This is a genomic window from Pseudomonas sp. GT1P32, from assembly GCF_054897805.1.
Genome location: NZ_CM142704.1, coordinates 204,610 through 218,619, shown reverse-complemented (window position 1 = coordinate 218,619; position 14,010 = coordinate 204,610). Strand labels below are relative to the sequence as shown.

General features: G+C 60.0%; 9 protein-coding genes and 2 pseudogenes. 6 read left to right on the top strand and 5 right to left on the bottom strand.

Annotation, left to right across the window (positions count from 1 at the left end; translation table 11 throughout):
* Window positions 1-138 precede the first annotated feature (138 nt).
* A complete protein-coding gene (locus ACYZUC_RS01025; RefSeq protein ID WP_461992828.1) occupies window positions 139-1,122 on the top strand; it encodes a LysR family transcriptional regulator in 984 nt (327 codons plus the stop codon).
* Here the strand turns inward: ACYZUC_RS01025 and ACYZUC_RS01020 are convergent.
* The 4 genes and pseudogenes from ACYZUC_RS01020 to ACYZUC_RS01005 all read right to left on the bottom strand — a co-directional run bounded on the left by ACYZUC_RS01020 (window position 1,079) and on the right by ACYZUC_RS01005 (window position 6,030).
* Window positions 1,079-2,566, bottom strand: coding sequence for a xylulokinase (locus ACYZUC_RS01020; protein WP_461996794.1), 1,488 nt, complete (start codon window positions 2,564-2,566; stop codon window positions 1,079-1,081). The two genes, ACYZUC_RS01025 and ACYZUC_RS01020, sit on opposite strands and share 44 nt — an antisense overlap.
* A 188-nt stretch (window positions 2,567-2,754) precedes the next feature.
* A pseudogene (locus tag ACYZUC_RS01015) lies at window positions 2,755-3,291 on the bottom strand (methyl-accepting chemotaxis protein); the annotation flags it as partial.
* Between the two features lie 324 nt (window positions 3,292-3,615).
* Window positions 3,616-4,509 (bottom strand): annotated as a pseudogene (locus ACYZUC_RS01010) (PDC sensor domain-containing protein); the annotation flags it as partial.
* Window positions 4,510-4,902: 393 nt separating this feature from the next.
* Window positions 4,903-6,030, bottom strand: a complete 1,128-nt coding sequence (locus ACYZUC_RS01005) for a GGDEF domain-containing protein (RefSeq protein WP_461992826.1) — start codon at window positions 6,028-6,030, stop codon at window positions 4,903-4,905.
* Between the two features lie 422 nt (window positions 6,031-6,452).
* On the opposite strand from ACYZUC_RS01005, the gene katG reads away from it, so the two are divergent.
* Window positions 6,453-8,705, top strand: a complete 2,253-nt coding sequence (gene katG, locus ACYZUC_RS01000; RefSeq protein WP_461992824.1) for a catalase/peroxidase HPI — start codon at window positions 6,453-6,455, stop codon at window positions 8,703-8,705.
* Between the two features lie 688 nt (window positions 8,706-9,393).
* Here katG and ACYZUC_RS00995 read toward each other — a convergent pair.
* Window positions 9,394-10,074, bottom strand: a complete 681-nt coding sequence (locus ACYZUC_RS00995) for a GntR family transcriptional regulator (protein ID WP_461992822.1) — start codon at window positions 10,072-10,074, stop codon at window positions 9,394-9,396.
* Window positions 10,075-10,269: 195 nt separating this feature from the next.
* Here ACYZUC_RS00995 and ACYZUC_RS00990 point away from each other — a divergent pair, with 195 nt between their 5' ends.
* The 4 genes from ACYZUC_RS00990 (at window position 10,270) to ACYZUC_RS00975 (ending at window position 14,010) form a co-directional block, all read left to right on the top strand.
* Window positions 10,270-11,070 (top strand): shikimate dehydrogenase family protein, encoded by an 801-nt coding sequence (locus ACYZUC_RS00990; RefSeq protein WP_461992820.1) that lies wholly within the window; start codon window positions 10,270-10,272, stop codon window positions 11,068-11,070.
* A gap of 31 nt (window positions 11,071-11,101) precedes the next feature.
* On the top strand, window positions 11,102-11,794 hold the full coding sequence (locus tag ACYZUC_RS00985; RefSeq protein WP_461992818.1) for an SDR family NAD(P)-dependent oxidoreductase: 693 nt from the start codon (window positions 11,102-11,104) through the stop codon (window positions 11,792-11,794).
* 130 nt (window positions 11,795-11,924) lie between these two features.
* Window positions 11,925-13,016, top strand: a complete 1,092-nt coding sequence (locus ACYZUC_RS00980) for a glycerol dehydrogenase (protein WP_461992816.1) — start codon at window positions 11,925-11,927, stop codon at window positions 13,014-13,016.
* Window positions 13,017-13,122: 106 nt separating this feature from the next.
* Complete coding sequence (locus tag ACYZUC_RS00975) at window positions 13,123-14,010, top strand: transketolase (protein WP_461992815.1); 888 nt, start codon at window positions 13,123-13,125, stop codon at window positions 14,008-14,010.

Here is a 14,010-nt window from a genome sequence, read left to right as displayed (position 1 = left end):
TGCCCTGAAACGCCCGCCCCAAGGGGCTCACATGTTTATGGCCGCACTTATCAACGCCGCCGACAATATGGCTTTAACTGAATAATCGGCCGATACTTCATGAACAACTAACAAGAAACTTCCGCGAGACGAACTGCCATGGTTGATCGATTACAGGACATGCGAATGTTTCGCCTGGTCGTGCAGACCGGGTCACTTTCAACCGCCGGACGACAAATGGGCCTGTCACCAGCGGCCATGAGTGGCCGGCTCAAGGCGATGGAGGAGTTCTATGGTTTGCGCTTGCTCAAGCGCAACACCCGCAGCCTGAGCCCAACCGCTGAAGGGCAGTTGCTGTTTGAGAACGCCCTGAAAATTCTCGAACAGGTTGATGCACTCGACAGCGTCATCAAAAACGGTCACAGCGATCTGCTGGGCACCATCGGCCTGACCTGCCCGACTGATCTTGGGCGGCAGTGGGTCAGCCAATTGGTCGATGCGTTTATCCGCGAAAATCCGCATGTCAGCATCCGCCTGTTTTTCACCGACCGGATACTGGACTTCGTCGAGTCCGGCTCGGACATCGCAATCCGTTTCGGCGACTTGCCGGACAGCTCGCTTATCGCCCGCAGCCTGGGTGTGGACCGGCAAATGGTCTGCTGTTCGCCGCAGTACCTTGAACAACACGGCACTCCCCTGCACCCCGAAGACCTGCATCAACACAACTGCCTGGTGCAACTGCGCGCCGACTTTGCACTGGATCGCTGGAAGTTCATCAGCAAGGGCGTGCCGACCACGATTCAGGTCAAGGGCAACCGGCTGGCCAACGACGGCTTTACCCTGCGCCAGTGGGCGGTTCAAGGCTTGGGAATTATCTGGAAGTCGGTCTGGGAGGTGGCGGAAGACATTCAGGCCAAGCGGCTGGTGCCGCTGCTGGAAGACTATCAATGCCCCACCACGGGGTTCCATTTGCTCACCGAAGGCGGGAAGAAATTACCGCCACGGGTCAGATCTTTTGTCGAGTTTGCCGTTCAGTACTTCAAGCACCTCGACACCGCGTCGCGACACATTTTGAGCCCGACGCCCGACGCCATCGTGCTCAGGGAAGCGAAACCGCCTGCAGATCGGCAAATACCGGCTTGAGGTTTGTCAGCATCCGCTCATAGGCCTTGCGCATGCCGGCATAGAACGCCTGTTTCGAAACGTCAGGCAAGGTCAGGGTTTCGTCCGGACGCGGCCAATCAGTGGCGGTTTTCTGCAAATCAGCGAACACCCCGGCACCGTGCCCCACCAACATCGCTGCGCCGAGCACACCGTACTCGGCGGCCGGAGGTTTGCGATAAGGCAAGCCCAGCACATCGGCCTTGATCTGGTTAAACAGCTGGCTGCCGGACCCGCCGCCCAGACTGAATACATCAACCTGATCGACAGCGATCTGCATGTCCTTCATGCACCCAAGAAAACGCGCGTATTCGTAGGCAATCGACTCCAGCATCGCCCGGTATTGGTCGCTGCGGTCGTGGGTCCAGTCGAGACCGACGAAGGCGCCGGCCAGCGAGGCATCGAACGGCGCATGGCGCCCGCCGAGATGGGGCAGGAACAATAATTTATTGCGCTCAGACAACGGCGCCGCGGCACGCTGTTCGAGTTGTTGGCATTCGGCGCCATCGAGACCGAACCGATTGAGGCTGATGCCGGCCCCACCGACGTAGGCCATCGAATAAAACAGCTCGGGGATGCAATGCCGGAACGTGGTGAGGGTGTTGTGCTGCGAGTCGACCGCATAGTGGTCGAGCAACGTCGCCAACACTGAACCGGTGCCGGCAATGTCGAACAGTTGCCCCGGCGTGAAGGCCCTGATGCCCAGCAACGATGCGGCGATATCCCCACAGCCGGCATAAATCGGCGTGCCGGCCAACAGTCCGCAAACGCTCGACGCGCTGGGGCCGACCGAGCCGATGCGATCCCAGGGTTTTACCAGCGTGGGCAGCCGGTCGGCCTCAAGGCCGAATGCCTCAATGAGCGAAGTGTTCCATTGCATCGCCTGGCTGTCGGCAAAACTGTTGAAGCCCAGGTAGGTGTAATCCATGAACGCGGCATCGCTGTTCAAGTCGGCCATGCGCCCCGCCACATACGCGGCCGGCATGATGATCTTGCTGATCTTGCGGTAGATGTGCGGTTGTTCCTCGCGCCAATACAGCCATTTCGCCGCGTGATTGGCACTTACCGGGCCACCCGAGCATTGGATGATCTGTGGCTCGCAGGCCTTCAGTCGCGGGACCTGACTGGCGCAACGCAGATCCAGCCACGAGTCATAAGGCGTGGTCGCCTCCCAGTCCCGGCCGATGGTGGAAATCCCGGCCATCTGTCCGCAAATCGCCAGGCCGCCAACGTCCGCGAGCTGGAAGTCGGACTGACTCAAGGCATCCTTTATCGCCAACAGGACCGAGGCATACAGTTCGTCAGGGCTCTGCTCGAACACCTGACGCGCGGGATTCAACAAACGTGTGGGGCGACTCGCGGCGCCCAGGTTGCGGCCGTTTTCGTCCATGACAACGACTCGAGTGCTTGAGGTGCCCATGTCCACCCCAACCAGCAATGCTCGACTCTTCAAGGGTTGGCGCTCGCACAATTCAGCGGTGATTGTTATGCAGACAGAATACTGTCATCAAACACCCTGCGCATTAACTGCCACCGTCCGTGCAAAAAAGGCCTGAGCGCCGGTGGTCAGAAGCGACGGCGCAAGAGTTCGCCGCCGCCTCCTGCAGGCCGTTCTCAATCCTTGAATTGCGTCAGTTGCTGGTTCAACGACCCGGCCTGATCGCGCAATTGCAGCGACTGATCGAGCAGGCTGCGGATCGCGTGATCGTTCTGCTCGGAGATCCGGCTGACGCCCTGAATGGCGACGGACAATTGCTCACCGGTGGCGGCCTGGCTTTGGGTCTGGCGCGCCACTTCGCTGATGCGCGTCAGAATGTCCTGGGCATGCTGGCGAATCTGATCGACACCTTGTGCCGAGGTGGTCAGTTGCACCACGCCCAGTCGCACCGCTTCGCCGACTTGCTGGACGTTAGCAACCGTGTTGCGCACATCAGAACCGATGGCGCCGATCATCTCGCCGATTTCACCGGTCGAGCGGCTGGTGCGTTCTGCCAGTTGCCGCACTTCGTCCGCCACCACGGCGAACCCGCGTCCCTGCTCCCCTGCCCGCGCGGCTTCGATCGCAGCGTTCAAGGCCAGAAGGTTGGTCTGGTCGGCGATGCTGCGAATCACCGCGATGATCCCGGCGATCTGCTGCGAGCGTTTTTCCAGGTCGCCCACGGCGCCGGCGACGACGTCCATGGTCTGGTCGATGTGGGTGATCCCGGCCAGGGTCTGGTTCATATCGCCGGAGATATGCTTGGTCAGCTCTTCGGTGTTGCGCGCCAGTTGCTCCACGTCTTCGGCTTGCTGCGACATCTCGGTGACCGAGTGCGCCAGCGCGGTGACGCCGCTGGCCATTTCTTCGGTTGCGGTGTGCTGCGACGTCGCCCGGTCGGCAACGGCCTGAGTGGTATCGCCCAAGTGATTGGAGATCTGCATCAGGGCGCCGCTGCTGTGGCGAATCGACCCCACCAGATCCCCCAGACGCTGGATAAACTGGTTGAACGCGCCCGCCAGTTTGCCGGTTTCATCACCACTGCGTTGTTCAAAACGCAGGCCCAATTCGCCGCCCCAGGCCTGGATACCGACCGTCAGGCCGGAGAGTGGACGAATGTGCCACGCCAGCAAATGCCAGAGCACGATGGCCAATGCCAACAGCGCCACCAGGCCGATGACGACGGCGGTCCAAAGGAACTGATTGATGCCCGCCATGGCTTCGGCCAGCGGGTACGCCACCATCAGCGCCCAGGTGTTCGGTGCTTTGCCGATGCGCACCGGTTGCAGCACATAACCCCAGCCATCGCGCTGGAAGTTGTACGGCTGACCGGCCTTGATCGCTTCTTTGGCAGCCGTCGGCAAATCGTCGGCCGGCTGACTCAAGCGCTTCGCATCAGGGTGGCTGGCGTACAGGCCGTTGCTCGAAACCAGTGCGCCATAACCTTTGTAGGCATCGATTTTCGCCAGTTGCCGATTGATGCTTTCAAGCGGGATGTCGACACCCGCCACGCCCAGGGCTTTGCCGCCCTGCAACAGCGGCGCCATGATCGAGACCATCATGACTTTCTGGCCGCTGCCCGTGCTGTAGGCAAACGGTTCGGAAGCCCACGGCTGACGGCTGTGCAGCGGCTGATAGTAGTACTGGTTATCGGCATTTTCCGGGGCATAACCGCTGAGCGCTTCCGATTTCACCGAGCCACTCGCACGGTTCCAGTAGGTCAGGTAACGGCCGGTGGCGTCGTGATTCGGCTGGTTGGCGAATTCGCTGTCCTTGCCATCGAAGGCGTTGGTTTCCCAATATTGCCCCAGGCCCAAAAGTTGCGGGTTGGCTTCAAACAGTTGGCGGGTCACGGCATCGGCGGTCTTGCGATCAACGTGCTGTTGTTGCATGGCCGTTGCGACGCTAGCCAGCGATTCGGCGACGGTAAAACCGACACCCAGTTCGACTTCCACTTCCTTGGCATTGGCCTTGACGACTGTGTCGACCAGCGCGGCGGTTTCTTTGACGGAGGAGCCATAAGCGATATAGGCGATGGAGCCCAGCAGCAGCGCCATGACGACGACGGTCCCAATCAGGGCCGTCCAGAACAGCTTGAAGTGCAGAGAGCGATTAGGCATGGACATTCTCAAGTGCGCGATTCGTCAACCAGCACGGAGCGCCCAACGGTGTGAATGCAGCCCTGCTGGCAAATTATTTATAGTTGATATTATTTTGCCACTATATAGAAGCGCACTCTGCCGGTGCAACTTGAATGACTGCCGGAGCACAAACCTAGCGCGGCATCACTCGGAAACGGCGATCTGGTTTCGGCCACGGGCCTTGGCTCGATACAGGGCCTTGTCGGCGTTGTTCATCAAGCTGTGCAAATCAAGGTCGGCGGCGTCCATCGACGCGACACCGAGGCTGGCCGTTATGCAATGCACCGGGCCGGTCATCAATTCGGCAATGGAGCGGATGAGTTGCTCGGCAATGTTCAGGGTTTCTTCAATCGAAGTGTCCGGGAGCAGAATGGCGAACTCCTCTCCCCCCAGCCTGCCGTAGACATCCGTTTCACGAAACGAGGTGCTGATGACCAGGCCCATCTGACTCAGCACCTGATCCCCGACCTGATGGCCATAGGTGTCGTTGATGTGTTTGAAGTGATCCATATCCAGCATCACGGCGCACAGCGGCAGCTGATTGTTTTTGCAGTAACTGTGCAACTGCTGGGCGTGCTCGAAAAAAGCCCGGCGATTCCTCAGGCCGGTGAGTTCATCGGTCTGCGCGGCAAGATTGGAAATGCGGTGCGCCTGTTCCATTTCACGGGTCAATCGAAAGGCCGTTTCCACCGCATCGGAGAGTTTGCGGGTAGCGCTGGCCACGAAGGAGGCAAACACCAGCACCGCCAGTGCCATGCCGACTTGCATCGCTGACGGCTGGAACAACAGCCATATCGTGCACGGCAACAACACCAGGCCAATGGACACCAACGTCATGTATCGGTAGGCCGAATAGCAGGACACCGCACTGACCGACATCCCGACGGTAAAAAGCATGACCAGTGCCTGGGCCAGAATATCGTCCGGGGGCATCAATGCCAGCGCGCCTGCGCCCCAGATACCGGCAGATAACACCAGCGTGCTCCAGTATTTCCACTCCCATTGCTCAGGTGTGCGCGTACTTTTGTCGCTGCGGAAATAGGCGATAAACATCGCGACGCGCAATGAGGTCGATGCCGTCAGAATGCCCATCCACCAAAAAATGACGTGGTGATCGAAGCGCTCCCAACACAGCAGGCACAGCATGATCGCCGCCAGGACACTGCCCGGAATCGCGCTCACCGACTGATGGAACAACTGGTGCAGGCGATCAGTGCGTACCTGCGCTGCTATCAAAGCATCCGGGGCATACCGGGGTCCGAGTCCGTCCATTTGATCCGCCTGATCATGATGCTTCGACAAAGAAGTATTGTGGCACCCAGCCAGTAGCTCAAACAACCGAGGCCTTGAAATGTTTCCGGGCGCCAGATTGAAAGAGTACGTCTATCACGCCCCAACACTCGCCCTATTAGCTGACTTCCCGACTCAGGTCTAACCTTAGTCTGCGCTGGCGCCATAAGCCGGCCGGATTAGCGCTGAAAAGGAGACAGGAATGAGCCCGAAGCTTGACTAGGCCACCCGTGGGCCACCGCGCAGGCAACCTGATTGCCGCTGTTCAGAATTCCCGTGTGGTCACCACAATCAGTTGATCCAACTGCTGGCCCTGCAGCCTATGTCCTTGATTCCGCTCGTTGCTATTTAACGCCCGCCCCGGGCCCGATAGCCGGATGAACACGACCAAAGGTAGCTCGCACATGGCAAACGAATCGAAATGCCCGTTCAATCACGCCGCAGGCGGTGGCACCACCAACCGCGACTGGTGGCCGAACCAACTGAATCTGAAGATCCTGCACCAGCACTCGTCCCTGTCTGACCCCATGGACGAAGGCTTCAACTACGCCGAAGCATTCAAAAAACTCGACTTTGCGGCGGTCAAGCGCGACCTGACGGCACTGATGACCGATTCGCAAGACTGGTGGCCGGCGGACTTCGGTCACTATGGGCCGCTGTTCATTCGCATGGCCTGGCACGCCGCTGGTACATACCGCACCGGTGATGGTCGTGGCGGTGCCGGTTCCGGTCAGCAGCGCTTTGCCCCGCTCAACAGCTGGCCGGACAACGTCAGCCTCGACAAGGCGCGCCGGTTGCTGTGGCCGATCAAGCAAAAATATGGCAACAACCTTTCCTGGGCGGACCTGATCGTCCTCACCGGTAACGTCGCGCTGGAGTCGATGGGCTTCAAGACCTTTGGTTTTTCCGGTGGCCGCGCGGACGTCTGGGAACCCGATGAAGACGTTTACTGGGGCTCGGAAAACAAATGGCTGGGCGGCGACACCCGCTACGACAAAGCGCAAAAACCCGTGCAAGCACCCGGCGATGTTCCACTGGTGGCCGAGCCCGGGAGAAATGAAGACAGCCGTACCGATGAGGGGCGCAATCTGGAAAACCCACTGGCCGCCGTGCAGATGGGCCTGATCTATGTGAACCCGGAAGGTCCGGAAGGCAATCCCGATCCCGTCGCTTCGGCCCTGGACATCCGCGAAACGTTCGGCCGCATGGCCATGAACGACGAAGAAACCGTGGCACTGATCGCCGGCGGCCACGCCTTCGGTAAAACCCACGGCGCCGGCCCTGCCGACAACGTCGGTGCCGAGCCGGAAGCCGCCGGTCTCGAAGCCCAGGGCTTTGGCTGGAAAAACAGCTTCGGCACCGGCAAAGGCCCGGACACCATCACCAGCGGACTGGAAGTGACCTGGACCACCACGCCTACCCGGTGGAGCAACAACTACCTGGAAAACCTGTTCGGCTTCGAGTGGGAGTTGAGCAAAAGCCCGGCAGGCGCGAACCAGTGGGTGGCAAAAAACGGCGCCGGGGCCGGCACCATTCCGGATGCACACGACCCGTCCAAGCGGCGTAACCCGACCATGCTCACCTCGGACCTGGCGCTGCGCCTCGACCCGATCTATGAACCTATTGCCCGGCGCTTTCTGGCCAATCCGGATCAGTTGGCCGATGCCTTCGCCCGCGCCTGGTTCAAGCTGATCCACCGCGACATGGGCCCGCTCTCGCGCTACCTCGGCCCGGAAATGCCCAACGAAGAACTGTTGTGGCAAGACCCGATTCCACCGGTCGACCATGCCTTGGTCAACGACAGTGACGTCGCTGCACTCAAGGGCAAAATCCTCGCCTCTGGCCTGAGCGTCTCGCAGCTGGTATCAACGGCCTGGGCGGCGGCGTCGAGCTTCCGTGGCTCCGACAAACGTGGCGGCGCCAACGGTGGACGCCTGCGACTGGCGCCACAGAAATCCTGGCAAGCCAACCAACCCGAACAACTGGCGAGCGTGCTGGCGAAACTGGAAAGCATTCAGAGTGAGTTCAACAACAGCGGCAAGAAAATCTCGCTGGCGGACTTGATCGTGCTGGCCGGCAGCGCCGGTGTCGAACAAGCCGCAAAAAATGCCGGTCACAGCGTGACGGTGCCGTTCACACCGGGACGGACGGACGCCTCGCAAGAGCAGACGGACGTCGAATCCTTCGGCTTCCTCGAACCTATTGCCGATGGTTTCCGCAACTACCTGAAAACCCGCTACCGCGTAACGGCCGAGCACCTGTTGATCGACAAGGCGCAACAACTGACCCTCAGCGCACCGGAACTGACTGTGCTCGTGGGCGGTTTGCGGGTGTTGAACACCAACGTCGGACAGACCCGACACGGCGTGTTCACCCAGCAACCGGAGGCGTTGACCAACGACTTCTTCAAAAACCTGCTGGACATGGGGGTGGAATGGAAGCCGGTGTCGGACGCCAATCAGGAGTTCGAAGGGCGCGATCGCAAAACCGGCCAAGTGAAATGGACCGGGACGCGGGTCGATCTGGTCTTTGGCTCGAATGCGCAACTGCGGGCCTTGGCCGAACTGTATGCCAGCAGTGATGCGAAGGAGAAATTCGTCAAAGACTTCGTGGCGGCGTGGACGAAGGTGATGAACCTGGATCGTTTTGATCTGTAGGAACCAGCTTGCTGGCGAAGCGGTGGTGGCCGTGATGACGCCATCGCCGGCAAGCCGGCTCCTACAAGTCTCGGGGTTCATCGACGGATTCTTGTAAATAAACGGTACCGCTGAAACAACAACGCCTCCCAAGTGGAGGCGTTGTGCTTGTTGCGCATTGAAGGAAGGAATCAGGTCGGAGAGATCGTGGCCAAGGCACCGATCAAAATGGTTAACAGCAGAAATCCACCCAGAAAAATGGCCATCTTGGGCATGGGGCCTCCTACATGATGAGTTTGCGGTTCAGTGGCTACCGCGACTGCGGACCGTGCGGTCATTGTGGGGCGCGGGCCGGGTACATGACAGATGCAGATAGCGCAGAAAAATACGGATCAGAGCAAAACCCCGGGCGAGTGCGGCGTCTCGAAAAATCACAGAAACCCTCCGACACCGACATCCATAACGCAAAGACCTCGGAGAGATTGCTGAATCCTTTTCAAAACACCTTTGCGCAATCAGGCGTTCTGCTCGGGAGGGATGGCAACGATACTGATGCCCTCAAGGTTGACCGCTCAAACAAGGTGGCGAAGGTGGCGACTGAACGATCCAGAGCCCACCCCGCTCGGCCAGCCATAAAACGACAGCGCCCGCGGCTCCTGATGTGGAGCTCGGGCGGCAGGTTCAGCTTGATGCGACAGAGGCGCGTTAGTTATGCCTCAGCGAGGTTTTCCTTTTTCTCAAGCCAATCGATCATCAGCTCGCCCCAGGCGATATCGGCCTGCATGGCGTCTTTGGCTTTGGCCGAGTCACGGCTACGCAAGCCGTCCAGCACTTCGAAATGCTTGTGTTTGGCGCTGGCCAACTCTCGCTTGGGCACCTCGGCATGAAACCGGCTCAGCAGCGGCCCCATGATGACCCACATGTTTTCCAGGGTTTTCGATACCACGGGCATGCGCGCCGCAGAGATCAAACCGAAGTGGAACTCGCGGTTGAGTAGCGCCGCCTGTTTGTAGTCGACCGAGACCGCCTTCTGGAACGCGTCCTGAATGGCTTCAAGTTTCTCCAGTTCCGGCAGGGTGATCCGCTGGGCCGCCACGCCGGCGGCCTCGCCTTCCAGCAAATGGCGGATCAACTGGATTTCACGCAGCTGGCTGACCGTCAGCTCCGGCACATAGATCGAGGTCGCCGCTTTCATGTCCAGCGCATGGTCACTGACCAGACGGAAAATCGCTTCCCGCACGGGGGTGATCGACACACCGAACTCCTCGGCCAACGTACTGATACGCAGCCGGTCGCCGGGTTGGTACTGCCCGTCCATCAACGCGGTGCGAATAATGGAATACACCCGTTCGCTCAAATTGCCTTTATCAATGGGCTTATGCACGGTCACGGTTACTCGATCTCCAGGTTCAATGAAGGTGCGCCGGCTCGGCAGATTGACTGACCTGCAGGCCTCAAGCGCGAATAACGCATGATACATCATCGGTTTTCCACCGCTACTGCGTCTGGATTCACCACCGTGTTGACTCACGCTCACATTGAGGATATATCATGCATCACAACAAAATCACAAAGGAACATGGCAATGCCTATCACCGGTAAAACCCGGGTCGTGGTTCATCTCACCTACCCTGCCAAACACCTGCGCACCCCGGAATTCTTCAACCCGCTGCTGGAACGTCTCGGCCACGACGGCGTGCTGGTGCCCTGGGAAGTCTCACCGGCCAACCTCGCCACAACATGGGAAGGTTTGCGCGGGATTGAAAACCTGGCGGGGGTGATTGTCACCGTGCCGCACAAGCTTGAGGTGGCGAAATTGTGCGATGAGCTCAAAGGCACGGCCAGCCTGTTGCAAGTGTGCAACGTCGCCAAACGCCTGCCCGACGGCCGTTTCAGCGGGCGCATGTTCGATGGCGACGGCTTTGTCGCCGGCCTGAAAAAGCAAGGCCATGACCTGAGCAACAAACGCGTGCTGTTGCTCGGTGCGGGGGGCGCAGCGACGGGCATTGCTCACGCACTGCTCGCCGAGCCTCTTCAAGAATTGGTGATCAGCAACCGCACGCCGGCCAAGGCTGAAGCGCTGGCCCATGAACTGCGGCAGATGTTCCCCGGTCGGCAGGTCAGCGCCGGCCCCGCCGACGCGACGGGTTTCGATGTGGTGATCAACGGCACCGCGCTGGGCCTCAAAGCCGAGGACCCGCTGCCGCTGCCTTTCGAAACCCTAGCCCCCGGCACGGTGGTCGGTGAAGTGGTGATGAACCCGGACATCACCCCGCTGCTCAGCGCCGCCGCCGAGCGTGGCTGCGTCATTCATAAAGGTGCGCACATGATCACCGGCCAGATCGATCTGCTGGCCGAGTTTCTGTTTTCCAAATCGGGCGTTTGACGCGCCCGCCTCCCCTGCATAAGGAAAGACCATGAAAAAGACTGCAATCGTGACTGGCGGCGGCTCCGGTATCGGCCTGGCCACTGCTCAACGTCTGCACGCGGACGGTTATGAGGTATTCACCGTAGGGCTCGGCGAACCCGAGCAACGGGTCGAGGGCATTCATTACCGGGAACTGGACGTGACCGACGACGAAGCGGTCAGCGGCTTCTTCGAGCCGTTCGAGCGCATCGACGCCATCGTCAATGCCGCCGGCATCATTGACCACAACCGCGAGTGGGAACTGGAAGGCTTCAGCCGCGTAATGGACGTCAACCTCACCGCCGTAATGCGCATCACCAACGCCGCTCTGCCCGGCCTCAAAGCCGCGCGCGGGGCGGTGGTCAATTTCGCCTCGATGCTGGCGATTTTCGGTTCCGCCAAGACCCCGGCCTATGCATCGAGCAAAGCCGCCATTTCCGAACTGACCCGCTGCATGGCCGTGGCCTGGGCGACCGATGGCGTGCGGGCCAATGCCGTGGCGCCGGGCTGGATCATGACCAACCTGTCGCGCCGAGCGTTCGAGGACCCGACGCGATCCGAAGGGATCATGGCGCGTATTCCGATGAAGAGCTGGGGGGAACCGGAAGACGTGGCCAACGTGATCGCCTTCCTGGTGTCGGACAACGCGCGTTACGTGACGGGGACAACATTGCCGGTCGACGGCGGTTATTCGATCGCCTGACGTCATCTCGTCGCTTGAGCGCTTGACCGTTTAAATACATGATATATCATGCATCACAACAAGACCGAGACCCCGGCAGCCTGTCGCCGAGTCCTCGAATAACAATAAGCAGTGAAGTGAGAGGTTCTGAATGAATCTGGTTTTCGGCTCGCCCGGACGGTATGTCCAAGGCACTGAAGTGCTCGCTCAGGCGGGCACTTATCTGGCGCACTGCGGACGCCAGGCCGTGGTGGTCATCGACAGTTATGTGCTGGGCCTGATCCGGCAACGCCTCGATGCCACCTGTGCGCAATATGGCGTCGAGTTGCACTACATCACCTTCGACGGCGAGATCACCGCTGACGGCATCGCCGGTCTGAGAGCGGCAGCTTCAGAGGTCAGTTTCGACATGATCCTGGCCGTCGGTGGCGGCAAGTGCATCGACGCCGGCAAGGCTCTCGCCCACACCTCGGGTCGTGCGCTGATCACCATGCCGACCGTGGCCTCCAACGATGCACCCACGTCGAAAAACTACGTGGTCTACGACGCCCATCATCAACTGAGCGAAGTCGGCCACTTGCTGGTCAGCCCGCGCTATGTGCTGGTGGACACCGCGTTGATTGCCCAGGCACCGCGTCAGTTCTTGCTCGCGGGGATTGCCGATGCGCTGACTAAAAAATTCGAAGCCGAGCAGTGCTACAAGTCCGGTGGCGTGAACATGTTTGGCGCCCGACCGGCACTGTCAGGGCTGGTGCTCGCCCGCGAGTGCTATCACATCATTCGCCAATACGCCGAACCCGCACTGGCGCAGGCCGGTACCGGCGAGGTCACGGTCGCCTTCGACCACCTGATTGAAGCGGTGCTGCTGATGAGCGGCCTGGGGTTCGAAAGCGGCGGCTTGTCCATTGCCCACGCGATGACCCGTGGCCTGTCGAAAATCCCCGGCGCGCAACAGCAGGTTCACGGTTTCCAGGTGGCCTACGGCCTGCTCGTGCAGTTGGTGCTTGAGGACCGCAATGCCGAACTCATGGGCGACATGTTGAGCTTCTATCAACGCATCGGCCTGCCCCGCAACTTGACCGAACTGGGCGTACTCAACATCGATGATTCGGTGTTGATGCAAGTGGCCGAGCCCACCTTGAAAGCGCCTCACGCGCGCAATTTTCTCTCGGTATCGGGCGACGCACTGACGTGCGACGAACTGATCGGGGCGATGCGCGCGCTGGAAGGCCTGACCCACTGAGCACCGACTCAAAAGCGCCGTTGAACCCACCACTATCCGGGTGAAGTTCAAACCCCGCCACTGAGATTCAACTTCAACAAATTCATGCCTGTGATTGGAGGTAGAGATGTCTGCACCCCGCAAAACACTCGAACAGTGGAAAGCCAGCAATTTTGTGCCGTCCGCCGAGACCGTGAGGATGTTGAAAGACCGGGCGAAATTCGTCCGACTGGAAACGATCCGCCTGATTGAAATCGCCAAGACCGGTCACTACACCTCGGTGTTTTCCGCCGCCGAATTGTTCTCGGCGCTGTACTACGACGTGATGACCATTCGCCCCGACGAACCGAAATGGCCGGGCCGCGACCGCTTCCTGATGGGCAAGGGCCACGCTGCCGTGGGCCAGTTCCCGATCCTGGCGGACCTTGGCGTGTTCCCCAAGGAGTGGCTCGATGAATACACGCGCCTGGGCAGCCCTTTGGGCGATCACCCTGACATGCGCAAAGTGCCCGGCATCGACTTCTCTTCCGGCTCCATCGGCCACGCCCTTTCCGGCGGTCTGGGCATGTGCCTGGCGCAGCGATTCACCGGCGAAGTCTACGACGTGTTCGTCATGCTCGGAGACGGTGAAATGCAGGAAGGCCAGGTCTGGGAAGCCGCAATGAGCGCCGCTCATCACAAAGCCCGGCACCTGATCGCGATTGTCGACCGCAACGGCTTCCAGCTCGACGGCTCGGTCGACGACGTGATCGGTATCGAACCGCTGGACGAAAAATGGCGCGCGTTCGGTTGGGAAGTGCACGTCATCGACGGCCACAACATTGCCGAAGTGACTGAAACCCTGCGCCGTGTCAAAGCCGATGAAACCCGCGACAAGCCGGTGTGCATCATCGCCAAAACCGTCAAGGGCAAAGGCGTTTCCTACATGGAAACCGAACCCGGCTGGCACCTCGGTTACCTCGACCCGAAAGACGCCAAACGCGCTATCGCTGAAATTGAAGCCATGGAGATCTGA

Coding starts and splice junctions, on each gene's coding strand:
- ACYZUC_RS00975 (WP_461992815.1), top strand. CDS start 13,123: ATGTCTGCACCCCGCAAAACACTCGAACAGTGGAAAGCCAGCAATTTT.
- ACYZUC_RS00985 (WP_461992818.1), top strand. CDS start 11,102: ATGAAAAAGACTGCAATCGTGACTGGCGGCGGCTCCGGTATCGGCCTG.
- ACYZUC_RS00990 (WP_461992820.1), top strand. CDS start 10,270: ATGCCTATCACCGGTAAAACCCGGGTCGTGGTTCATCTCACCTACCCT.
- ACYZUC_RS00980 (WP_461992816.1), top strand. CDS start 11,925: ATGAATCTGGTTTTCGGCTCGCCCGGACGGTATGTCCAAGGCACTGAA.
- ACYZUC_RS01025 (WP_461992828.1), top strand. CDS start 139: ATGGTTGATCGATTACAGGACATGCGAATGTTTCGCCTGGTCGTGCAG.
- katG (WP_461992824.1), top strand. CDS start 6,453: ATGGCAAACGAATCGAAATGCCCGTTCAATCACGCCGCAGGCGGTGGC.
- ACYZUC_RS01005 (WP_461992826.1), bottom strand. CDS start 6,030: ATGGACGGACTCGGACCCCGGTATGCCCCGGATGCTTTGATAGCAGCG.